We start from the raw sequence: 23279 nt of genomic DNA, 5'->3' as shown, positions 1-23279 counted from the left end.
GCTATGGCGACAGACGAAAAACCTGGCGCCGTCCGGCGCTTCTGGGATATGACCATCAATGTGCAATCTCTTGCCATGGCTTTGGTCGGAGGCATTCTTTCAATTGCCATTGCCTATGCGGGCGTTGTATCCAGAGTCGACAAACTCGAAGCGCGTGAGCAGGGTCAGGATGATCGTATGGGGCGTATTGAACAGACGCAGATCCAGCAGAAAGCCGATACGAACCAGCAGCTCCGCGACATCAGCAGCGATGTGAAGGACGTGCGTAACCTGCTGATGAACAACGCAGCCGGTGCACGCACTGACATGAAAAGGTGGGCACGATGAAATGGCGATTAGGGCTTGCCGACAATTGGCAGCGGTTACATACGAAGGGCACAGTGCTTTTTGCGAGTGCCGTCGGTGTTCTTGCGCCGCTCGCGGAAGTGGCGCGGCAGACATGGGCGTTCGTGCCTGATGATCTAAAAGAATACCTTCCGCACAGTCTTAAGCAAGCTATCAGTTACACAGTGCTGGCGCTAGCGTTCATCGCAATCAGATATACAACTGTGAAGCGGAAAGACCTTGGGGGAGATCATGATGGCGCTCAATGAACTGACGGCGCATTTCACGCTCGATGAACTGACGCACAGCCAGACTGCTGACCGCCGGGGAATCGACAACTCTGCCCCGGACGATATTGTCGCCAACCTGACGCGTGTTGCCCACGCGTTGGAGAGGGTGCGTGTGCTTCTCGGCAGTCGCCCGGTGACCATTTCGTCAGGGTACCGATCGCCGGACCTGAACCGTGCTGTCGGCGGTGCGCGGAACAGCGCCCATCTTTATGGGTTGGCTGCTGATTTCATCTGCCCTGGTTATGGGACGCCGCTGCAAATCTGCAAGGCTATCGCCGCGTCGAACATCGACTTTGATCAGTTGATTCAGGAGGGATCGTGGGTTCACCTCGGGCTCGCGAAAGCCGGTGAAAAGGCGCGGCGTCAGGTTCTCACGGCCAATTTCTCCAGCGGCGCAGCGACATATCGGGAGGGGCTATGACAATCATCACGTTGTTGCTCAAGTTCGGCCCGTGGGCTCTGGGACTGCTCGGCGTTCTGTTCGGTATGTTCCGCCACCAGCAGGCGAAGACAGCGACGGCCGAAGCCGGTCAGAAAGTGGCTGAAGCCGAACAGGCCAAGGCACATAACGATGCCGCGCTCGCGGCGGCGAATCAGGCAGGCGTGCAGACGGGCGCCGATAACGCAAAGGTGAGACGCGATGAGGATGCTACTGCTGCTGGTCTTCCTGCTGGTGACGCTGACCGGGTGCTGCACGACGAATGGGGCCGGGGCTGAACCACGCATCGAGTACAAAACAAAGGTCATCGATACTGCGTGTGATTGGACGAAGCCGATTTACGTGTCGAAGGCCGACGTCCTGACCGATCAGACCGCCGGAGATATCCTTGCCCACAACCGAGCCGGCGCGAAGGTGTGCGGCTGGAAGCCGCGCATAAAGTAGAGATCCCGCATCTGCTATCCTTACGCCAAATTTTGGGAACTCGGCGTGATGAAAAGCAAATATGCCGCTGGCGTCTCGTTCTTTTTGGTGAGCGCCGGCTACGTCCTGTCCTTATACGGGAATCTGTTCAAACTCCTTCTGCTCTGCTTCGCGGCAGCGATCGCTTTCGTCTTTATCTGGCGAAGGCCGTCAATTCGCGAGTTGAAGGCCATATGTAAAGCGGTCATGATCGTCCTGCCGCTATACGCGTACATGGAACTGTCAGCGACATTCACGCCTGATCCTGCGCTGGGCTTTGAATACGCGACATACGCGCTTGTGACGGTAATGCCAGCCCTGATGCTTGGCGTACTGCTGGGCATGCGTAGCAGCGCCGAGAAATTCATGGCGGCATTCCAGACGCTGGTTCTCACTTTTCTTGCGTTGACGCTCGTCAACCAGCAACTCACCGGCGATCCCATGCTTACTGCGTTCGGATCGATTCGCACGGTGTTCGCGATCATTTTCTGCGTCGCAACGCCTTTCCTGATTGGTAAATGGCTGTCCACTTCCGGCCGTTCGAAATGGATTGCACTACTCGCGTTTGCATGGGGAATGTACGCGATGCGCGATTCGCGATCTGTCCTTTTGCTGGTTGCACCCATCGTTCTGTTCATGCTGTTTGCATACCGACGTCGTCTGTTCATCATCGGCGGCACACTGGCGGTGTCGGTGGCAATCATTGCGGCGATCATATCTCCGCTCGTTCTCAATGGTGGTGAGCCGCCCCTGGACTTGGGGCGTCTCACGTCAGAGACGAATCTCGACATCAGTGACGTGTTGAACGATTTTGCATTGCCCCCTGAACAGCGAATCGACTTCGACAGGCGTCTTACCACTTACACCGCGCTGCAAAAGTTCGAGGAGTCTCCGTGGTTCGCCGCCGGTTACACGGGCGTGTGGCAGGCCAACATGGACAACTACAAGCTGAACATTTCGGCACATGGGTACACGGGCAATATCGGTGAACTCGGCATTGCGGGGATGTCGATATTCGCATTGATCGTCCTGTATGCATACAGGCAATATCGACGTTACGTCGTGCCGAAGTTCCGGCTGATGCTCCGCGGGAAAGTGCCGATGGCTCAGACCGCATTATTCCTGTCCTACCTCGTCCTTCTGATGCTGGGAGCGTTTCACCAAATCATGGAGTCGGTCGTGTTCGGATTGGTGCTCGGCCTTGTCCTCGGACATGCGTGGGAGCATCGCTATTTACACCGCCGCGTGGCTGTTGAGACGCGCGCGAAACAGGCGAATTTGCTGCTGCCACAAACGCCGGAAAAAGCATAGAATCCCGGGAGCGCGATCGCCACATGAGCGTGCGCATCTTGGACATCCGGGGAAAAAATGAATAATCAAGAGTTCAGGGACCTCCCTACAGAGGAGGTGTCGGGGTGGGACGTTTTACCGATCATTCTTCTCGTCGGTTTGCTTGGGTTTGTACTCGGCCTGTGAAATATAAAGCCCCGCCAAAGCGGGGTTTTTCACTTCTCTGCATCCTTCAGGCGGTCTAGATAGTCAGCCCATCGCTGCATGATCGCGCGGCGCTGTTGGACGTGACTGGTGCGGTTGTACGCCCGGCCGAGAGAATCGCGCACCTTATGTGCGAGCTGTGCCTCGATGTGGTCGACGTTTTCTTCCAGCACTTCATCCAGAATCGTTCTCGCCATCGCGCGGAAGCCATGGCCGGTCATGATCGTGCTGTCGTAGCCGAGGCTGCGCAACGCCGCGTTAATGGTGCTGTCGCTCATTGGACGATCGCTGCCGCGCGCGCCGCGGAATACGTATTTGTGCGTGCCCGTGAATCTGTGCAGCTCGCGCAGTAGCTCGACGGCCTGCGTCGGCAGCGGCACGATGTGCGGGCGGCCGTACAGCTTTCCGTCCTTGCGCCGCTTCATCCGCTTTGGCTGGATCACCCACAACGCCTCGTCCAGATCCACCTCATCCCATTCCGCCATGCGCAGTTCGCCGGGGCGCTGAAACAGCATTGGGGCAAGCTTGAGGGCAATCCGAACGGTGTGCGTGCCAGCGTATCCGTCGATCGAGCGCAGTAGCTGACCAACTTGTGCCGGGTCTGTGATGGCGGCGAAGTGGCTGACCTCGACGGGCTTCAACGCATCTCGCAGGTCGGCCGTGATATCTCGCTTAGCCCGACTGCTCCCGATGGCGTAGCGCATCACCTGGCCGGTCGTATCCCGCAGGCGGTGCGCCGTCTCGTGCTTGCCTTCGCGCTCTACCCGCATCAGCACCTCAAGCAGGTCGGGCGGCTCGATATCTCCAATGCGTCGGGCACCGATCCACGGGAATGCATACAGCTCAAACCGGCGGATCACCTTCTCGCCATACTTCTCCGTCCAGCCTGATTTGACCTTGCTGAACCACTCCCGCGTGACTGCTTCGAAGCTGTCGTCGGCGGTCAAGCGCGTAGCGCGTTTCTCAGCCTTGCGGGCGGCGCCAGGATCTGATCCATTGGACAGTTGCAAGCGCGCCTCGTCACGGCGCTTACGGGCCTCGGCCAGCGATATTTCTGGATAGCTTCCCAAGGCGAGCAGCTTTTCTTTCCCGCCGAACCGGTATTTCAGCCGCCAGTGCTTCGATCCATTGGGCATCACCTGCACATACATGCCAGCGGTGTCGGTGAGGCGGTATTGCTTCTCGCGCGGCGCGGCCTTGCGCACCTCGACGTCGGTAAGGGCCATCTGTCGATTCCCGGGGTGGTGGGGGTATCGAAAACGGGGGGTATTGGCTGCTACCCCCAGAGATACCCCCATGCTTGTCAGTATTCAGGGGTATCAGATGGTACTACATGCGCAAATAAAAAAGCCGCCAGGCTATATGCCACGGCGGCTTTCGTACTTCATCGCATTCCAAAAAACAAGGTTTTGGTGCCGGAGAGAGGAATCGAACCCCCGACCTTCTCATTACGAATGAGCTGCTCTACCGACTGAGCTACTCCGGCGCTGCGAAGAAGTGAGATATTAGCAGACTTTCCGGATTTGTCACTACTTTTTTCAAAGATTTTTTGTGATGCTTGCGGGCATTGCGCGTAAATCCTTGAAATTCCAGCGATCCTGCGCTTTCGTCGTCGCGAAAATTTTTCCCACGTCTGCGGCTTGCGCGACGACGACCGTCCTAACGGGTGTTTGCCTTGCGCTACGCGTTACTTCGCGCCGGCCTCGTGGTGATAACCGGTCACGCGTTCGACTTCGTTTTTCGAGCCGAGGAACACGGCCACACGCTCATGCAGTTTCTGCGGCTGAATGTCCAGAATGCGCTGCACGCCGTTGGTGGCGGCGCCGCCTGCCTGCTCCACGAGGAAGCTCATCGGGTTGGCCTCGTACATGATGCGCAGCTTGCCCGGCTTGTCCGGATCGCGCTTGTCGGCCGGGTACATGAAGACGCCGCCGCGCGTGAGAATACGATGCACGTCCGCCACCATCGAGGCGATCCAGCGCATGTTGAAATCCTTGCCGCGTACGCCTTCCTTGCCTTGCAGCAACTCGCCGATGTAACGCTGCACCGGCGGATACCAGTGGCGCTCGTTCGACATGTTGATAGCGAATTCCTTGGTGTCTTCCGGAATACGCATGCCCTCCTGCGTCAGCACCCACGAACCCATCTCGCGATCCAGCGTGAAACAGTTCACGCCGTGACCCGTGGTGAGCACCAGCACCGTCTGGGGACCATATACGGCGTAACCGGCTGCGACCTGTTGCGTGCCGGGTTGCAGGAAGTCCTTCTCCGTCGGATCCGTCACGCCTTCCGGGCAACGCAGCACCGAGAAGATCGTGCCGATCGACACGTTCACGTCGATGTTCGACGAACCGTCGAGCGGATCGAACATCAGCAGATATTCGCCTTGCGGATAGCGGTTCGGAATGTGAAAGACATCTTCCATTTCCTCCGACGCCATGGCCGCAAGATGACCGCCCCATTCGTTCGCTTCGAGCATGATCTCGTTGGAGATCACGTCGAGCTTCTTCTGCACTTCACCCTGCACGTTCTCGCTGCCGGCACTGCCCAGCACGCCACCGAGCGCCCCCTTGGACACGGCATGGCTGATGGACTTGCACGCGCGTGCAACGACTTCGATCAGCAGGCGCAGCTCGGCGGGAATGTTGTTGTATTCCCGTTGCTGTTCGATGAGATATTGGGTAAGGGTCTTGCGCCGCATGGGGGCCTCCGGAAATGCAAAAAAGCGTACCTATTCGTGATGGACGCAATTTTACTCGTAAAGCGACACTGCCCCCGCGAAAAATCCGTTGGGGGCAGTGCGGTGTCGAATGCGGGCGATCCGTGGTGCGGCGGCTTGAGTTCCGCCGGTCCACCGGTCCGCCGCGTCAGGGGTAAGCCCTGAGGGCTGACGATCAGTCGAGGCCGTCGAACAGCGCGTCGTCCGGACCGATGTGCGACGGCGAGCGCCATGCCGCGTCGCGCATGCTGTGCTGCACCTGCTTGTCCACGCCGAGCAGAATGGCGAAGATCGCCATACGCACCGGAATCCCGTTGTCCGTCTGGCGGAAGATCGCCAGACGCGGATCGTGATTGAGGTCCGTCGACAGATCGTTTGCGCCCGGGCGGCTGTCGCGCGGCAGCGGGTGCATGATGATCGTGCGGCTGTCGCAGTACTGGTTGATGAGCGCTTCGTTGATCTGGAAGTCGGGGGTGTAGCCCTCGATGGCCTCGTCGGCGAAGCGCTCTTTCTGGATGCGCGTCGCGTAGACGACATCGGCGCCGGCCAGATCGGCCAGCGAATTGCTTTGCACGATAACGTGGCCGTTCTGCGAGATCTGATCGAGAATGTACGTCGGCATCTCCAGCGACGGCGGCGAGATCAGCGTGAACTTCAGGCCACGGTACAGCGCGAGCAGCTTGATGAGCGAGTGCACCGTGCGGCCATAGCGCAGGTCACCGACCATCGCCACGTGGGCGCCGTCGACCAGCTTGCCAAGACGTGAGAACTCGCGACCGATCGTGTACAGGTCGAGAATGGCCTGGCTGGGGTGTTCGCCCGGCCCGTCGCCGCCGTTGATGACGGGGATGTTCGTGGCGCGCGCGAATTCGGCGACCGAACCCTTTTCCGGGTGGCGCACGACCAGTGCGTCGACATAGCCGCTCATCACGCGGCTCGTGTCGTAGATCGATTCGCCCTTGGCCATCGACGAGAACGTGAAGCCGGTCGTGTCGCACACCGAGCCGCCCAGGCGGCAGAACGCGGAGCCGAAGCTCACGCGGGTGCGGGTGCTGGCTTCGAAGAACAGATTGCCGAGCACAGCACCCTCGAGCACGCGCGAAATCTTCTGGCGGCGTGCGATCGGCTGCATGATGTCGGCGACGTGGAACAGTTCTTCGAGCGAGTCGCGCGAGAACTGGTCGACGGAGATCAGATGCGGCTTGCCGTCGAGGCCCATGCGTTCGCGCAGCGGCTTGTGTGCGCTTTGCGTAGATTCTGCGGACGGTGCCTCGCGACCGAGAATTTCACCGACGAATTTCTCCACGATACTCGGCATCGTGCGATATTCGCTCGAGTCTTCCGGCAGCAGCCAGGTGTCGAGGGCGCGCCGGCGAACGCCGATACGCTCGGCGAAGGTGTCGCGGGTCATGTTCAGGCGACGCATCGCGTCGCGCAGGAAAGTCTGCTGTGCACTCATGGTCGGGTCGGCAGGTATGTGTACGCGATGCGTATAATAGGCGTCGATTCGTTGTTTGTCCAGCAAAAGACGTGCTCCTCGCGGGGCCGCGCCAGCCGGGCGTTTCCGGCATTTCCGGTGTATTGCCGTACGGGTTATGGAAAACCTTCTCCGCAAGCTTGATCTCACTTCTTTGCGTCTTTTCGTGGCCGTTTGCCAGGAGCGGAGCATGGCGCGCGCCGCCGAGCGGGAGTTCATCGCGCCCTCGGCCATCAGCCGCCGCATTGCCGACATCGAAGCCATCGTCGGCCTTCCCCTCATCCAGCGTCATCAGCGCGGGATCACCGTCACGCCGGTCGGTGAGACGGTACGCCGCTACGCCGAACGGATTTTAGGCACGATCGAATCGCTGGGTGCCGAGCTGTCCCAATTTCATGAAGGCGCGCGCGGGAGCGTGCGCATCGCGGCCAATCTGTCGGCCATCGTGCAGTTCCTGCCGGAAGACCTGGCCGCGTTCGGACGCGTGTTTTCCGCGGTGGACGTCGAACTCGACGAGCAGCACAGCAACGAGGTGTTGCAACGCGTGGCCGAGCGTGCGGTGGATGTGGGCATTTGTAACGCCGTCGAAGGCATCGAAGCCTTCACGATGGTGCCTTACCGGCGCGACCGGCTGGCCGTGATTCTGCCCGCGAGCCACCCGTTGGCCGCGCGTACCGGCGAGATTCCGTTCTCGGCCTGTGCGGGCGAGACGCTCGTTGGCCTGCAAGGCAACAGCGCGCTCACGCAGTTGTTGCGCCAGCAGGCGAGTGCCGCCGGGGAATCGTTGCGCATCAAGATTCGCGTGTCGAGTCTCGATGCCTTGTGTCGCATGGCGCACGCGGGGCTGGGCATCGCCATCGCGCCGGAGCAGGTCGGCCAGTTGTACGTCGGCAAGCTCGACATTGTCGTGCGGCCGCTGACCGACGAATGGGCGCATCGCCAGTTGTGGCTCGTTTTCCCGTCGCGCGAGCAGTTGAGTGCGACGGCGTCGGCCGTGGTGAATTTTCTGGCGCAGGGACAGCAGGGGCAGCACGGACAGCAAGGGCAGGGACCGTCGACCGGTGCCTAGCGCGATCGCTACGCCTTGCGCGCCGACACCCTGAAAGCGCCCCTCGTTTTCCTCGTACCGACGCGGCTTCAAGATCTCATCGCTTCGCAAACGGTCACGCCCGGCTTGCCGAGACGGCACGGCAGGGCGATGACGCGGCCGCTATGCTGTCTTCCGGAGGCAATTACCGCATGGAAGACATCATTCGTTTCGACGGCCGCGTGCTGTTCCTGTCCGACGATCCCGCCATCGTGCGTCGTCAGATCGCAGGCGAGTCCATTACCCGCGTGCAAGCCGGTGCGTTGCGCGATAACGTTTCGACGGACGAAATCACGCCGGTGACCGTCATGCTCACGTACGACGAGCGGCTCGGTCGCTATCCGTACGTCGGTTTCAAGGCGGGAAACGAGACGCCCATCGGCGAGCACGACGTGCGTCGCGGCGGCTTTCAGGTGACGGTCGCGGGCAAGCGTTACGGCAAGGGCTCGTCGCGCGAATCGAGTCCGCTCGCCGAACTGTCGGCCGGCATACGGCTGATTGTGGCCGAGAGCTTCGAGCGCATCTATCAGCAGAACTGCGACAACATCGGCATTCTGACCACGACAGACTTCGGCGTGCTCGAGCGCATTCTGGCCGGTGAGGCCATTCCGATTACCGAATTTCTCAAAGGGCGGGACGCCCTCACGCAGCAGATCATCCGCAGTGGCGGTCTGCTCGCGTACAGCAAGTTCGCCGAGTGGCCGGCGCCGGTCGCGCGCACCGACACACGAGCGCGCACACTCGTCGAGAAGATCATGGCGCAACGCCTGCACCCGAGCACGCCGGGCACCGACCATGGCGACGGCGTGTTCGTGCGAGTGGACTGGCGTTTCTCGCACGATTACTTCACCGGTATGTGCGCGCACCTGATGCATCGCGCCTTCGGCGAACCGGCGGCGCTGCACGATCCCGCACGCATCATCGCGTTTCAGGACCACCTGGTGCTCGCCGGGCAGAGCTTTCCCCACGTCTCGCAGGGCCTGTTGCCCGGTGTGGCGAATCTGACCGGCGGGCATCGCGAGTTCGTCGCCCGATATCCCGTGCTCGCGCACGGGCAACTGGCCGACGACGGCGAACCGGGGGCCGAGGGCGCCGACGGCATTTGCCACGCGCTCATGGCCGAACGCTACGCGCTCCCCGGCCAGATCGTCATCGGCACGGATTCTCATACGCCACACGCGGGGGCGCTGGGTTGTCTCGCCTTCGGCGCAGGCGCTACCGACATCGCGAACAGCTGGGTGACGGGGTATGTGCGCTGCAAGGTGCCGCAGACCCTTCGCATCGAGATCGACGGTGAACTCGCGCCGGGCGTGACGGCCAAGGATGTCGTCCTCCATTTGCTGCGCCTGGACACGATTCGCAGCGGCGGCGCCATCGGTCTCGTCTTCGAATATGCGGGCAGCGCGGTGCGCGCCATGTCGGTCGACGAGCGCGCCACGCTGACCAATATGGTCGCGGAGCTGGGCGGTTTTACCGGCATCGTGGCACCGGACGAAAAAACGGTGGCGTTCCTCAAGGCGCGTCGCGGTATCGATTTCGCGCTCGAACCGTGGATGACGAGCGATGCCGACGCCGTCTATCACGACGTGATCCGTATCGATGCCGCATCGCTCACGCCGATGCTCGCGCGCCCCGGCGACCCGGGCAATGGTGTCGCGCTGGCCGAACTGGACACGCCCGTGCCGATCGACATCGCCTATGGCGGCTCGTGCACCGCGGGCAAGCGCGATGACTTCGACGCGTATCACGATGTGCTCTCGTGGGGGCTGGCGAGAGGCCTGCGCGTCGCGCCGGGCAAGTCGCTCTTCCTGCAATTCGGCACCATGGACGTGCGCGCGTATTGCGAGCGGCAGGGCTATCTGAAGACGTTCGCGGACGCGGGCGCGACGCTCATCATGCCGGGATGCGGCGCATGTGCGAACTGTGGCCCCGGCCAGTCGACATCCGCCGGGCAAGTCACGATCAGTGCGATCAACCGCAATTTCCCGGGGCGCTCGGGCCCCGGCAGCGTCTGGCTGGCAAGCCCGTACACGGTGGCTGCGAGCGCGCTTGCCGGGCGCATCGCCAGTTTCGACGAACTGAAGGCGGTGGCGACGTCGTAATCCGGCACCGCTTATGGACACGTTTAGGACACGTTTGGGACACGTTTCGACAGGCGCGTCGAATACTGCGACGGGCGTGTCTTTCGGCGCGTCATGCTGCGCGCGGCAACCTTTCGCGCTGCACTGTGCTGTTGTTCGTGAACATCGCAAATTTTCGTAGTACGTGGCAAAGGTGACTGGCGCGGTGTCATTCGTGGCACAATTTCGGCCTCGTGCCTGTCGATTCATGGTGTATCCGACGTCCGTCAGCGATGTCGGTCAAGTGAGCAGTTCGGCCATGACCGAACGGGCCCGGAGACGATTTTCATGCCATCCCCCGACGTATCGATGCCTTCCATTTCCCACGCCGCACAAGCCACGCCTGCGGCAACCCGCCTGAGCGCAGGCGAGATTTCCGCCCGACTCGACCGACTGCCGCCGACCCGCACCGTCTGGAAGCTGGTAGTGCTGCTCAGTCTGGGTTTCTTTTTCGAACTCTACGATCTGCTCTACACCGGCTACATTGCGCCGGGGCTCGTGAAGAGCGGCATTCTCACACCCACGACGCCCGGCCTGTTCGGGACGACGGGCGTGGCGAGCTTCATTGCCGCGCTGTTCTCGGGGCTCTTCATCGGCACCATCGCGTGCGGTTTTCTTGCCGACCGCTTCGGACGACGCGCGGTATTCACCGGCTCGCTGCTCTGGTACACCGTGGCCAACGTCATCATGGCGTTTCAGGAGACGGCGACCGGCGTGAACTTCTGGCGCTTCGTCGTCGGCCTCGGCATCGCCGTCGAACTGGTCACGATCGGCACCTACATCGCGGAACTCGTGCCCAAGCAGATTCGCGGGCGCGCCTTCGCCTGCGAACAGGCCGTCGGCTTCACGGCGGTCCCCGTCGTTGCGTTCCTGTCCTACTGGCTGGTGCCGCGCGAGTTCCTGGGGCTGGAGGGCTGGCGCTGGGTGGTGCTCATCGGCGCGCACGGTGCGGTGTTCGTGTGGTGGATTCGTCGCGCGCTGCCGGAGAGCCCGCGATGGCTCGCCCAGAAGGGGCGTCTGGACGAAGCCGGGCGGGTGCTCGCGGCGCTCGAAGCGCAGGTCGAGCGCGAGTACGGCAAGCCGTTGCCCCCGCCGGGCAAGCCGGACCCCGTAGTGCCGAAGAGCGCGTTTCGCGACATGTGGGTGCCGCCGTACCGCAAGCGCGCGATCATGATGATTCTGTTCAATATCTTCCAGACCGTCGGCTTCTACGGCTTTGCCAACTGGGTGCCCACGCTGCTCATCAAGCAGGGCATTACGGTGACGACGAGCCTCGCATATTCGAGCGTGATTGCGCTGGCAGCCCCGGTCGGACCGCTCATTGGCCTGTGGATGGCCGACAAGGTCGAGCGCAAGCACGCGATCGTGTGGACGGCCGGCATCGGTATCGTGTGCGGCATCGTGTTCTCGCAGGTGACGTCGTCCTATCTGCTCATCGCCATGGGCATCGGCCTCACGCTCGCCAACAACATCATGTCGTACAGCTATCACGCGTATCAGACGGAACTGTTTCCTACCGGCATTCGCGCGCGTGCCGTCGGTTTCGTCTATTCGTGGAGCCGCTTCTCGGCGATCTTCACGGCGTTTCTGATCGCGTCGGTGCTGCGCAATTTCGGGGTGACGGGCGTGTTCGCGTTCATCTCGTGCGCCATGCTGATCGTCATGCTCTCCATCGGTCTGATGGGGCCCCGCACGCGAGATATCGCGCTGGAGAAGATTTCGCAATAAGCTGGCGATGCCGAAGGTTCACGCGCCACCCCGGAGCTTCCCATCATGGCTGACCTGCAAACCGAAGCGGCCTACGAGGCCAACGCCCGACGATACAGCGAGGACTGGCTGAATCAGCCGCCGCCCGACGACATGTACGCGCTGCTGGTACGTCATTTCGTGCCGGGTGGCCGTACGGTCGACGTGGGATGCGGTAATGGCCGAGACGCCGCATGGCTCGCGCAGGAAGGATTCGACGTGACCGGTTACGACGCGTCACCGGCGTTGGTGGCGATCGCTCGCGAGTCGTTTCCGTGGGTGCCGTTTCACGTCGACCGGTTGCCGGCGCTCGACAGCGTGATGGCCGAGTTCGACAACGTGCTGTGCGAGACGGTGCTGATGCATCTGCCGCACGACGAAGTGGCGCAGGCCGCCGATCGCCTCTGGACGCTCGTGCGACCGGGGGGCGTGCTCTACGTCTCGTGGCGCGTGACGCAAGGAGCCGACGCGCGTCACGACGATGGCCGCCTGTACAGCGCCTTCGAGCCCGCCGTCGTGCGTGCCGCGTTGCACGAAGGCATCGTGCTTCACGAGGAGGACGTGACGAGCGCCAGCTCGGGAAAGCGCGTATGCCGGCTCATCGTGCGGCGGCCTGCCTGATCACGTTCGCTGTTGCGTACGTCGCGTGGGTCGCGTGGGTCGCATGCGTCGCGAGGGCCGGTTACAGCAACTCGATGGCCGGCAACGTCAGCAGACTCGTTTCGCGCATGATGGACACGAACTCGCCAATGTAGGGGCGCGCGGTAATGCCCGGCAGCGTCGCGGCCCATAACTCGGCCGTCAGCCCTCGGGGCGTGATCGGCCGGGCACTCACATACTTGCGCTCCAGATACCCCGTGACGGCCCAAAGCGGCAGCGTGGCCAGACCGCGGCGACTCGCGACCAGTTGCAGCATCGCCACCGTCAACTCGGTGGTGCGGCGTGTGGGCTCGATCCCGGCCGGGCGCAATACCTGACGCACGACATCGAGCATGTCGTCGGGCACGGGATAGGTAATGAGGGTTTCGTCGCGAAAGTCCTCCGCATCGAGATGCGACTTGCCGACGAGCGGATGATCGTTCGCCATGAGCGCCATCATCTGAAAACGGAACAGCGGATGGAAGTCGACGGCTTCGGCTTCGTCATGCTCCGACACGATCGCCAGATCCGCCCGGTCCTGATGCAGCAGCCCGATCGGATCCGCGTGAAAGCCCGACACGATATCCAGTTCCACTTCCGGCCACCGTTGACGAAACGCGTCCATCGCCGGCATCAGCCAATCGAAGCACGTGTGGCATTCCACCGCGATGCGCAGCGTGCCCTGCGTGCCCTGCGCGAGCCGCACGAGGTCACGGCCCGCCTCGTCGACCGCCGGCACGACCTCCTCGGCCAGTGCCAGCAGGCGCTTGCCAGCCGGCGTGAAAACCAGTGGCGATGACTTGCGCACGAACAGCGGCAGTCCGTAGAAATCTTCCAGGGCCTTGATCTGATGCGAGAGGGCGGACTGCGTGAGATGGAGCCACAGCGCCGCACGCGAAACGCTGCCGGTGTCGCGCAGCGCCAGCAACGTCTGCAAGTGACGAAGTTCGATGGGAGTGCGTTGCATGAATAAAATTAATAATGATTTGCAAAAACTTTCGTTTGAATAATACATGCACGACCGGGATACTGCCAGCCTGCGCGGGCATTGCCCGCAGGCAGTTCATCGACATCATCGTCAGCACCGGTAAGGACGCACCTCATGGCTCAGGCCCACGTACTCGGATTGCCGCGCATTGGCGCGCAGCGTGAACTCAAATTTGCCGTCGAGGCGTTCTGGCGCAGTCCGATGACGAGCCGCGACGAAGCGGCATTGCAAGATACCGGCCGCGACATCCGCGCAGCCAACCGGCGTGCGCAGCGCGACGCCGGTCTGGACTGGATCACCGTTGGCGACTTCCATTGGTACGATCAGGTGCTCTCCACGCTCGCCCTCGTGGGCGGCTTCCCGGAACGGTTCGGCTTTGCTGCCGACGCACTGACACTCGCCGACTACTTTACGGCTGCGCGAGGCGACGCCCGGCACAGCGCGATGGAGATGACGAAGTGGTTCGACACGAACTATCACTACCTCGTACCCGAGTACACGCCGCATACGCGCTTCGGTGAAGGCACCGAATGGCTTTTCGGCGAAGTGGAAGAAGCGTGTGCCGAGGGCGGCAACGTCAAGCCGGTTCTGCTCGGCCCCGTGTCGCTGTTGTATCTCGGCAAGGAGAAGGACGGCCTCGCCGATCGGCTCTCGCTGCTGCCCGATCTGCTTGTGCAATACGCGCGGGTGTTGCGCCGCCTCAGGTCGCAGGGCGTGGCGTGGGTGCAGATCGACGAACCGGTGCTCGCCCTCGACCTGCCGCAAGCGTGGCGCGATGCGTTCGCCCCGGCCTACGCGCGCCTGTCGGCCGTCGCCCCGTCGCTGCTGCTCGCCACGTACTTTGGCGACGTCAGCGAACATGCCGCCTTGCTGAGGTCGTTGCCGGTCTCGGGTGTGCACGTCGACGGCGTGCGTGCTCCCGCGCAACTGGACACGCTCGCCGCGCAGTGGCCGGCGGACAAGGTGTTCTCCGCCGGTGTGGTCGACGGCCGCAATGTGTGGCGCACCGATCTCACACGCGTTCGCGAGTCCCTCGTTCGGCTGGCGCAAACGCTTGGAGATCGCTTGTGGGTCGCGTCCAGCTGCTCGTTGATGCATTGCCCGGTCGATCTGACAAAGGAAGCGCGGCTGGACAAGGAATTGCGCACGTGGCTGGCGTTTGCTGTCCAGAAGCTCGCCGAAGTGGCGCTGCTGCGTCGTTCGCTGGACGTCACCGAGTTCGCGAAGCCCGACGTGCAGGCCGCCTTCGAGGCCGATGCCGCGGCGCAGCGCGCGCGCCGCACTTCGCCGCGCATTCACAACACCGTCGTGCACAGGCGTCTTGCTGCGCTCAGCGATGCGCATGCGCGTCGCCCGTCGCCCTACGCCGTGCGTGCCAAGGCGCAACGCGCGTGGCTCAAGTTGCCGCTGCTGCCCACGACAACCATCGGCTCCTTTCCGCAGACGGCGGAGATTCGCGCCGCACGCGCCGACTTCAGGCGTCACGCGATGTCGCATCTCGATTATCTGGAGACGATGCGCGCACAGATTCGCCTGGCCATCGAGAAGCAGGAAGCCTATGGTCTGGACGTGCTCGTGCATGGTGAAGCCGAGCGCAACGATATGGTCGAGTACTTCGGCGACCTGTTGTGGGGTTTCGCACTGACCGAGCATGGCTGGGTGCAGAGCTATGGATCGCGTTGCGTGAAGCCGCCGGTGATCTATGGCGACGTGTATCTGCCCGAGCCGATGACGGTGACCTGGAGCGCCTATGCACAGCAACTCACTGACAAACCGGTCAAGGGCATGCTCACGGGGCCGGTCACCATGCTGCAATGGTCGTTCGTTCGTGACGACCAGCCGCGCGAGCGCACCGCGTTGCAAATCGCATTGGCGCTGCGAGAAGAGGTGGCGGCGCTGGAAAAGGCGGGCGTGCGCGTGATTCAGATCGACGAACCCGCGTTGCGCGAAGGGCTGCCTTTGCGCGAGCGCGAGTGGCCGTCGTATCTGGACTGGGCGGTGCGCGCGTTTCGCGTGTGTTCGTCGGGAGTGGCGGACGACACGCAGATCCACACGCATATGTGCTATTCGGAGTTCCAGGACATTCTGCCGTCCATTGCGGCGCTCGACGCGGACGTGATTTCCATCGAGACTGCGCGCTCCGACATGGCGTTGCTCGGGGCGTTCGAGACGTTCGCGTACCCGAACGAGATCGGCCCGGGCGTGTACGACATTCACTCGCCGCGTGTGCCGTCGCAGGAGGCGATGGAGCGCCTGATCGAAGCGGCGCTGGCACGCATTCCGGCCGAGCGTCTGTGGATCAATCCGGATTGCGGCTTGAAAACCCGTGACTGGACGCAGGTCGACGCGGCGCTGACCAATATGGTGTCGGCGGCGCAGGCGGTGCGGGCGCGGCTCGTCAAAAGGGAGGCCCGAGCTGCCTGAGGGCGAGAACCGGGCTGAACGCGGGGCAGGACGCACTGGAAACGTTATGGGCCAGCGGCACTGTCGATTATGGGTAAAGGAATCGGGACCTCGCACCTGTCAGGGTTGACAGGTGCGCAATTGCCTTCGGTTGACTAGACTGCGCTCCAAATAGCACGCACGCGAAATAGAACGACGAGAGGCGTTGCGTGGCTGATGCGGGTTGCGACATTCAGGACATCGCGCGCTCGCGGCAACGACTCAGGTTTGCAGACCAGCAGTCGGAGGTGGCGCATGGAAGAGTTCATTCTACTTTCGCGCGGTGATCTCGTGCCGCCCGTTTCCGTCGATGCGTGCGTCGACACCCGTTATCCCCGTGTCACGATCGACGAACAGGGCGCGCCGGAGCGAGGGTCGTTGCACTACGACGGGTGCATGCGCGCCTGGTGCTACGACGGCGAGGAGAAGCGGCGGTTCTTGCCCGTCGACGTGAAGCTCGATTCGCTGGAAGGCGCACCCTACTGGTGGAGCGTGCGCGGTGAAGTCCGCTCTCCGGTCGCCTCGCATGCGGCCTTCGACGAAGCGCTTCGACTCACGTTTCGCTCGAACCTGTGCAACGGCACATACGATGTCGAGAGCCCGCCCGACGCCAACGTGATGATGATCTATCAGTTGACGTTTCGCGACCCGCCGAACTATCCCGGGCAGGACGTGCATCTCACGGTCAGTGCGATGAGCGGCAAGGTGACACTGTGCAACGATCCGGTGAACTACCTGATGGCAGGCGCGTTCGACGAGGTGGTGATTCCGGTGCCGGCGCTGCGTCCGTTGATAGGCGCAGGGCCGAGATGGCCCTACAAGCTCTATGTCAGATGTGGGTACTTCGAGGTCATGCGGCCTTAACAGAGCGGGACTGCGGGGATGCAGCCCTGAAGCGCCGTGCCGTCGTACCGCATGACCGGTTCGTCGATCAGGCCAGCGCCTTTTCGACGATCTCGCGTACGTCCTTCGACAACGCCTTGTGTTGCGCGACTTGCTGCAGGGCTTCACGCATGCGCTCGCGCAGCGCCGGCGTGTACTTGCGCCAGCGGTCGAGCACACGGGCCAGACGCGCGGCGACTTGCGGGTTGAGGGCGTCGAGCGCCAGCACTTGTTCGGCCCAGAACTGATAGCCCGATCCGTCTGCCGCATGGAACTGCGCCGGATTGCCGCTGCAGAAGCTGAAAATCAGCGAGCGCGCGCGGTTCGGATTCTTCAGGGTGAACGCCGGGTGGCGCATGAGGGCGCGAACGGCGTCGATCACGCAATGGCTGCCGTCGCCGCGTTGCATCGCCTGCAGCGCGAACCACTTGTCGATGGCGAGCGGCTCGTTCTCGAAGCGTTGATAGAAGTCCACCAGCGCTTCGGCAGCGTGGTTAGGCCCATGGGCGGCGTCGCCTTCGCGCGCGGCGCCGCCGCGTTGCACGAGCGCCGTGAGCGCGGCGAAACGGTCGGTCATGTTGTCTGCCGAGTCGTATTGCGTGCGCGCCATTTGCGCAACGCCCGCATCCGACAGTTCCATGAGATACGACAGCGCCAGATTCTTCAACGCGCGCTCGCCCGCCGAGGCGGCATCGGGTTGATACGGGCCCGGCACACGATGGTTGTGATACGCCGCGAGCCACTCGGTGTGCAGCGACGCCGCGAGGCGCTGACGCAGATATTGACGCGCGGCGTGAATTGCCGCCGGGTCGATTTCCGACATCTGCTCGCCGAGATAAGACTCGGCCGGCAGCGTGAGCGCCTGTGCACGGAAGGCCGGATCGAGCGTTTCGTCGCGCAGCACCTGACGGAAAGCTTCGAGCACATAGCTGTCCACGCTCGGCAGCTGGCCCATCTGAATCGACTCGACGAGGGCGAGCAACTGACGTGTGGCCAGTCGCTGACCCGCTTCCCAGCGATTGAACGGATCGCTGTCATGCGCCATCAGGAATGCGAGTTCGTCGATGGTGTACTCGTGTTCGACGATCACCGGCGCCGAGAAGCCACGCAGCAGCGAGGGCATGGGCGTGTGCGCCACGTCCACGAACGTGAAGCTCTGACGCTCCTGCGTGAAGTCGAGCACGCGCGTGGTGGCGGCCGGGCTATCGGTGGCTTCGCCGGCCAGACGCAACGTCATGTCGCGACCGTCGCGATCGAGCAGGCCGACAGCGAATGGAATGTGAAACGGTTGCTTGACGAGCGTCTCGTCCTGCAATTCGACGCCGACCTTCGGGCAGCGCTGCGTGAGCGTGAGCGTGTAGGTGCGGGCGGCTTCGTCATAGACGGCATCGACCGTCACGCGCGGCGTGCCTGCCTGACTGTACCAGCGGCCGAATTGCGTCAGGTCGCGCGCATTGGCATCAGCCATTGCCGCACGGAAATCGTCGCACGTCACGGCCTGGCCGTCATGGCGCTCGAAGTACAGATCCATGCCGCGACGAAAGCCCTCGCGCCCGAGCAGCGTCTGATACATGCGTACGACTTCCGCGCCTTTTTCGTAGACGGTGACGGTGTAGAAGTTGTTGATCTCGACGTAGCTTTCCGGGCGTACGGGGTGCGCCATCGGACCGGCGTCTTCGGGGAACTGCGCCTGACGCAGCACGCGCACGTCGTCGATACGCTTGACCGCACGGCCCGATTCGGAGCCCATCATGTCGGCGGAGAATTCCTGATCGCGGAACACGGTCAGGCCTTCCTTCAGGCTCAACTGGAACCAGTCGCGGCAGGTCACGCGGTTGCCGGTCCAGTTGTGGAAGTACTCGTGACCCACCACGGCTTCGATGTTGCCGAAGTCGTCGTCGGTCGCCGTCGCCGCATCGGCCAGCACGTACTTCGTGTTGAAGATGTTCAGGCCCTTGTTCTCCATCGCCCCCATGTTGAAGTCGCTCACGGCAACGATCATGAAGCGATCGAGATCGAGCACGCGGCCGAAACGCTCCTCGTCCCAGCGGATCGAGTTGATGAGCGAGTGCATGGCGTGCTCGGTCTTGTCCAGGTCCTGCGGTTGCACCCAGACCTGCAGCAGTTTCTCGCGGCCGTCGCCCGCAACGATGCGCTCCTCGCGGCAGACCAGACGGCCCGCGACCAGCGCGAACAGGTAGCTCGGCTTCTTGAACGGGTCGTCCCACACGGCAAAGTGACGACCATCGGGGAGGTCGCCCTTGTCGATCAGATTGCCGTTGGCGAGCAGCACCGGATATGCCTCGCGATCCGCGCGCAGCGTGACCGTGTAGGTCGCCATCACATCGGGACGATCGAGGAAGTAGGTGATCTTGCGAAAGCCCTCGGCTTCGCACTGCGTGAAGAAGTTGCCACCGGAGACGTACAACCCCATGAGCGAGGTGTTCTCCTGCGGGCGACAACGGGTCACGAGCGTGAGTTCGAACGTTTGCGGCGGCGCTTGCACCGTCAGCGTTTCGTCGCCGGTCCGGTAGTCGGACCACGGCTTGCCGTCGAGTTCTAGGCTGACCAGTTGCAGCCCCTGGCCCACGAGTTCGAGGTCGCCACCCAGCCCGGCGGGATTGCGGTGAACGCGCAATCGACTGGTCACGGTGGTCACATCGGGGGCGAGATCGAAGTCGAGTTGGACCGTGTCGATGAGATACGCCGGGGGCGTATAGTCGGAACGTTGAATGACACCTGCAAGGTCGGTTCTGAGCATGGACGGTAGTTTGCGGACGGCCAAGGATTCACAAATTGTAACGGAGTGGCGTCACCTTAGTGTCCGAGCCGCAAATTTGCTGAATTTTCGCCTCATGTGCCCGTCAAATGATTCGTATGCGCGCAGGACGCCGTCCTATGCTTAAATCGTCGCAGTTTCTCAGGTGGGAAGGGCGCATAGACCGCGTCCGGCAGTCGGTTTTCAGGCGAAGGCCCTCTCGGCTACCGCTGTGTTCGTTGGATCTCGGGAGTTGCAAATCATGTGGAAACGATGGGGAATGGCAACATTGGCCGTCGCCAGCGTATGGCTGGCCGGATGTGCCAGCACGGTCACCAGTCAGGTGACGGCGTTCGGCAGCGCGCCGGGATTCGAAGGCCCTCGCACCTACGCGCTGACGCGAACGCCCGAGCAACAGAACAATCAGGAGCATGCGACTTACGAGCAGTGGTTGCGTAACCGTCTCGCGGGGGACGGCTTCAGCGAGCAGAGCGCGTCCAGTGCGCACTATCTGATCGGCATGGCCTACGGCATTCAACAGCAGGTCATGCGTGTGACGGAGCCGGCTTACGATCCGATGTTCGCGCCCGGTCCGTGGGGGCCTTGGGGTCGCCCATGGGGGTGGTATGGCTATCCGTACGCGGGACCGCCTGCGTACGTGCAGCGCGACTATCCGTACGCACTCGCCGGTTTGCAGTTGCGGTTCACCGACCGCGCCAGCGGCAAGGAGGTCTACCGCGTGCAGGCCGACACGAGCGACGCCGGTACCTCGATGGCTTCGGCCATGCCCTTCCTGATCGATGCGGCACTCAGGCAGTTGCCGTTCCCGAGCGGGCAGACGGTCACCGTGCAGCAAAAGGTCGGTAAGTAGGTCCGGTCGCCGGTCTGCCTGTCATGTCTGCATTCCCGCCGTGAGTCGCACCAACGGCGGCCATGCCAACGGCGCGAGTCGCCGGCCGGTCCCTCGCGCCATTGGGGCATTACTGCATCAACGTGACGATGCCGAGCACGAGGAAGATCACGGCGGCCACCGCGTGCACGGCGCGCGTGGGCAGACGCCCCGAGAACTTGTGGCCGACGAGCACCGCAGGCACGTTCGCGAGCATCATGCCGAGCGTGGTCCCAGCGACGACCCCGAAGAAGTCCTGATAGCGCGCGGCCAGCATGACCGTCGCGATCTGCGTCTTGTCTCCCATTTCTGCAATGAAGAACGTGATGATGGTCGACACGAACACACCGAATTTGCGGCGTGTGTCGGCCTCGTCGTCGTCGAGTTTGTCGGGGATGAGAATCCAGATCGCCATGCCGATGAAGGAGGCCACGACGGCCCATTTCATGATGACGGGATTGATCGCGGTCGAGAGCCATTCGCCGACGGCGCCGGCAAAACCGTGGTTGACGAGCGTTGCGACGAAAATTCCGAGAATGATCGGCACGGGCTTCTTGAAGCGCGCAGCAAGCACGAGGGACAGCAGTTGGGTTTTATCGCCGATTTCGGCAAGCGCGACCACACCGGTCGATACGAGGAAGGGGGACACCTTTTTTTCTCCGCCGGGCCGTGTAATTGCGAGCCAATGACAATGCATCCCGGCCCGGTTGGCGGAAGCATCGTCATCGGTCTCGCCAGGCCCGAGGGCTGCGCACGCCATAGCCGGAACCGGCCAAGTTTGTTGACGTACGCCCCTGCCGAAGACAGATGTCTATGACAGGGCGGCTACTCCCCAATGAATCGGAGCGGATTATAGCACTGGCGAGGCGGTCGCGGGCAAGCCTCGCATCCGATGGGCCTCAGTGGCCGGTGACGCCGTCACGCCCGGGGCAAAGCAAAAAAGGGCAGCCAGCGGCTGCCCAAGGAGATCCCCGACCGTATGCCCCTTGCGCACGGTCGGCGACCGCGTGGACACGGATGCGAGCTGAGGCGACTATCCGACGTATCCGCCCATATCCGCCTGTATCCGCCTGTATCCGTGCCCACGCGTAAGCCATCAAAGCCTTGCCGAAGGCGCTCAGGCACACCAAGGCACACTTAGGTGCACTGAGTCGCCGACGACCCACTGAGCGTCAGTGCGCGGTGCGTCGATGCACGGGCTTGCCAGCCGCGTAGGTCGTAGCAATGGCGCGGTCGTCGCCCAGCATCGCAAAGGCGAACAGCAATTCCTCCAGCGACTCGGCCAGTGCGGTACGACGTGCGAGCAGCGGCGTCGCCTTCGGATCGAGCACCACGAAATCGGCTTCGGCGCCGACGGCCAGTGTGCCGATGGTGCCATGCAGATCCAGCGCATGCGCCGCGCCTTCGGTCGCGAGATAGAACATGCGTTCGGCCGACAGATGGTAGCCGGACAGACGCGCCACCTTGTGCGCCTCGTTCATCGTCTGCAGCATCGAGAAAGTCGAGCCGCCTCCCACGTCGGTTGCGAGCGTCACCGGCATGCGCGTGGCTTCTGCGGCGGCGAAGTCGAACAGGCCGCTGCCCAGGAACTGGTTCGACGTCGGGCAGTGCGCTGCCACGGTCCCCGTCTCGAACATGCGGCGACGGTCGTGCTCATCGAGCCAGATGCAATGGCCGTACACGGCACGCTTGCGCAGCAGCTTGTAGTGATCGTAGACGTCAAGGTAGCTGCGATGGCCCGGGAACAGCGAGCGGACCCATTCGACCTCGTCGGTGTTCTCCGCAACGTGACTCTGAATGAACACGTCCTGATACTGTTGCGCAAGTTCGCCGCAGACGCCGAGCTGCGCTTCGGTCGATGTCGGCGCAAAGCGCGGCGTGAGCGCGTACAACTGACGCCCCTTGTTGTGCCAGCGCTGGATCAGCGCCTCGCTGTCGCGCGCACCGCTCTCGGCCGTGTCGCGAAGAAACTCGGGACAGTTGCGGTCCATCATCACCTTGCCCGCCACCATGCGCAGATTGCGCGTATCGCTTTCCTTGAAGAAGGCATCGGCAGAGCCAGGATGTACCGTGCAATAGACCAGTGCGCTCGTGGTACCGCCGCGCAGCAGTTCGTCGAGGAAGAATCGGGCGACGTCCGCCGCGTATTCCGGGTTCTCGAAGCGGCGCTCGGTCGGGAACGTGTACTTCTCGAGCCACGGCAGCAACCCCGGCGCAGGCGAGGCGATCATGTCTGTCTGCGGATAGTGGATATGCGTGTCGATGAAGCCCGGCGTGATCACCTTGTCGCGCAGGTCGTCGATGGGGGTGCCGACGGGCAGGGTAGGCGCCACTTTGGCGTAATCGCCCACGGCGGTGATGCGCCCGTTCTCGAACGCGACGATACCGTCGGTATGGTGCACCGTGCCCGGCGTGCCGTCGAGGTAAGCGCGCGCGGGATCGTGCGTGAAGTAGACCAGTTGTGCACGCACAGCGCGTACGCCCTGCGTGGCTTCGTTTTCGGTAGACATCATCGGGGCCTTC

The 23279-nt window shown here is 62.7% G+C and carries 19 protein-coding genes, 1 tRNA gene and 1 riboswitch; of the genes, 12 read left to right on the top strand and 8 right to left on the bottom strand.

Annotated features, from left to right (window positions below):
- Positions 1–3: 3 nt before the first annotated feature.
- The 5 genes from PCA31118_RS23230 (at position 4) to PCA31118_RS23205 (ending at position 2826) form a co-directional block, all read left to right on the top strand.
- Positions 4–327 carry a hypothetical protein gene (locus PCA31118_RS23230; protein WP_150627334.1) on the top strand — a complete coding sequence of 108 codons (324 nt, stop codon included), beginning with the start codon at positions 4–6 and terminating at the stop codon, positions 325–327.
- Positions 324–593, top strand: coding sequence for a DUF7940 domain-containing protein (locus tag PCA31118_RS27750; RefSeq protein ID WP_150627333.1), 270 nt, complete (start codon positions 324–326; stop codon positions 591–593). Before PCA31118_RS23230 ends, PCA31118_RS27750 begins: the two co-directional genes overlap by 4 nt.
- Positions 577–1035, top strand: a complete 459-nt coding sequence (locus tag PCA31118_RS23220) for a D-Ala-D-Ala carboxypeptidase family metallohydrolase (protein WP_246190398.1) — start codon at positions 577–579, stop codon at positions 1033–1035. The genes PCA31118_RS27750 and PCA31118_RS23220 overlap by 17 nt, the downstream gene beginning before the upstream one ends.
- Positions 1032–1331: a hypothetical protein gene (locus tag PCA31118_RS23215; RefSeq protein WP_150627332.1), complete on the top strand. Its 300-nt coding sequence runs from the start codon at positions 1032–1034 to the stop codon at positions 1329–1331. The genes PCA31118_RS23220 and PCA31118_RS23215 overlap by 4 nt, the downstream gene beginning before the upstream one ends.
- A 211-nt stretch (positions 1332–1542) precedes the next feature.
- Positions 1543–2826 carry a hypothetical protein gene (locus PCA31118_RS23205; protein ID WP_150627330.1) on the top strand — a complete coding sequence of 428 codons (1284 nt, stop codon included), beginning with the start codon at positions 1543–1545 and terminating at the stop codon, positions 2824–2826.
- 194 nt (positions 2827–3020) lie between these two features.
- Here the strand turns inward: PCA31118_RS23205 and PCA31118_RS23200 are convergent, their stop codons facing one another.
- The 4 genes from PCA31118_RS23200 to PCA31118_RS23185 all read right to left on the bottom strand — a co-directional run bounded on the left by PCA31118_RS23200 (position 3021) and on the right by PCA31118_RS23185 (position 7187).
- Positions 3021–4235 (bottom strand): tyrosine-type recombinase/integrase, encoded by a 1215-nt coding sequence (locus PCA31118_RS23200; protein WP_150627329.1) that lies wholly within the window; start codon positions 4233–4235, stop codon positions 3021–3023.
- A gap of 184 nt (positions 4236–4419) precedes the next feature.
- Positions 4420–4495: transfer RNA gene (locus PCA31118_RS23195), tRNA-Thr, on the bottom strand.
- Positions 4496–4696: 201 nt separating this feature from the next.
- Positions 4697–5710 carry a class 1 fructose-bisphosphatase gene (locus PCA31118_RS23190; protein ID WP_150627328.1) on the bottom strand — a complete coding sequence of 338 codons (1014 nt, stop codon included), beginning with the start codon at positions 5708–5710 and terminating at the stop codon, positions 4697–4699.
- A gap of 193 nt (positions 5711–5903) precedes the next feature.
- On the bottom strand, positions 5904–7187 hold the full coding sequence (locus PCA31118_RS23185; RefSeq protein WP_039402605.1) for an aspartate carbamoyltransferase: 1284 nt from the start codon (positions 7185–7187) through the stop codon (positions 5904–5906).
- A 136-nt stretch (positions 7188–7323) separates the two neighbouring features.
- Between PCA31118_RS23185 and PCA31118_RS23180 the strand changes: the two genes are divergently transcribed.
- The 4 genes from PCA31118_RS23180 to PCA31118_RS23165 all read left to right on the top strand — a co-directional run bounded on the left by PCA31118_RS23180 (position 7324) and on the right by PCA31118_RS23165 (position 12779).
- Positions 7324–8274 (top strand): LysR family transcriptional regulator, encoded by a 951-nt coding sequence (locus tag PCA31118_RS23180; RefSeq protein WP_150627327.1) that lies wholly within the window; start codon positions 7324–7326, stop codon positions 8272–8274.
- A 170-nt stretch (positions 8275–8444) separates the two neighbouring features.
- A complete protein-coding gene (locus PCA31118_RS23175) occupies positions 8445–10394 on the top strand; it encodes an aconitase family protein (protein ID WP_150627381.1) in 1950 nt (649 codons plus the stop codon).
- A 306-nt stretch (positions 10395–10700) separates the two neighbouring features.
- Positions 10701–12140 (top strand): MFS transporter, encoded by a 1440-nt coding sequence (locus PCA31118_RS23170; RefSeq protein ID WP_150627326.1) that lies wholly within the window; start codon positions 10701–10703, stop codon positions 12138–12140.
- A 45-nt stretch (positions 12141–12185) separates the two neighbouring features.
- Positions 12186–12779 (top strand): class I SAM-dependent methyltransferase, encoded by a 594-nt coding sequence (locus PCA31118_RS23165; RefSeq protein ID WP_150627325.1) that lies wholly within the window; start codon positions 12186–12188, stop codon positions 12777–12779.
- A 61-nt stretch (positions 12780–12840) separates the two neighbouring features.
- On the opposite strand, the gene PCA31118_RS23160 is transcribed toward PCA31118_RS23165, so the two are convergent.
- Entirely contained in the window at positions 12841–13764 is a 924-nt protein-coding gene (locus PCA31118_RS23160; protein ID WP_150627324.1) for a LysR family transcriptional regulator, read from the bottom strand.
- Between the two features lie 135 nt (positions 13765–13899).
- Here PCA31118_RS23160 and metE point away from each other — a divergent pair, with 135 nt between their 5' ends.
- Complete coding sequence (metE, locus tag PCA31118_RS23155) at positions 13900–16209, top strand: 5-methyltetrahydropteroyltriglutamate--homocysteine S-methyltransferase (protein WP_150627323.1); 2310 nt, start codon at positions 13900–13902, stop codon at positions 16207–16209.
- 273 nt (positions 16210–16482) lie between these two features.
- Positions 16483–17091 (top strand): hypothetical protein, encoded by a 609-nt coding sequence (locus PCA31118_RS23150; RefSeq protein ID WP_150627322.1) that lies wholly within the window; start codon positions 16483–16485, stop codon positions 17089–17091.
- 67 nt (positions 17092–17158) lie between these two features.
- Here the strand turns inward: PCA31118_RS23150 and pepN are convergent, their stop codons facing one another.
- Entirely contained in the window at positions 17159–19870 is a 2712-nt protein-coding gene (gene pepN, locus PCA31118_RS23145) for an aminopeptidase N (protein WP_150627321.1), read from the bottom strand.
- A gap of 277 nt (positions 19871–20147) precedes the next feature.
- Here pepN and PCA31118_RS23140 point away from each other — a divergent pair, with 277 nt between their 5' ends.
- Positions 20148–20738: a DUF4136 domain-containing protein gene (locus tag PCA31118_RS23140; RefSeq protein ID WP_174990576.1), complete on the top strand. Its 591-nt coding sequence runs from the start codon at positions 20148–20150 to the stop codon at positions 20736–20738.
- A gap of 109 nt (positions 20739–20847) precedes the next feature.
- On the opposite strand, the gene PCA31118_RS23135 is transcribed toward PCA31118_RS23140, so the two are convergent.
- Entirely contained in the window at positions 20848–21405 is a 558-nt protein-coding gene (locus PCA31118_RS23135) for a TMEM165/GDT1 family protein (protein ID WP_246190397.1), read from the bottom strand.
- Positions 21406–21417: 12 nt separating this feature from the next.
- Positions 21418–21602: riboswitch (yybP-ykoY riboswitch) on the bottom strand.
- Positions 21603–21928: 326 nt separating this feature from the next.
- Entirely contained in the window at positions 21929–23269 is a 1341-nt protein-coding gene (guaD, locus tag PCA31118_RS23130; protein ID WP_425495393.1) for a guanine deaminase, read from the bottom strand.
- Positions 23270–23279 lie beyond the last annotated feature (10 nt).

This window comes from Pandoraea captiosa (genome assembly GCF_902459775.1).
GTDB lineage: Bacteria > Pseudomonadota > Gammaproteobacteria > Burkholderiales > Burkholderiaceae > Pandoraea > Pandoraea captiosa.
This window is presented reverse-complemented; position numbering and strand designations above follow the sequence as displayed.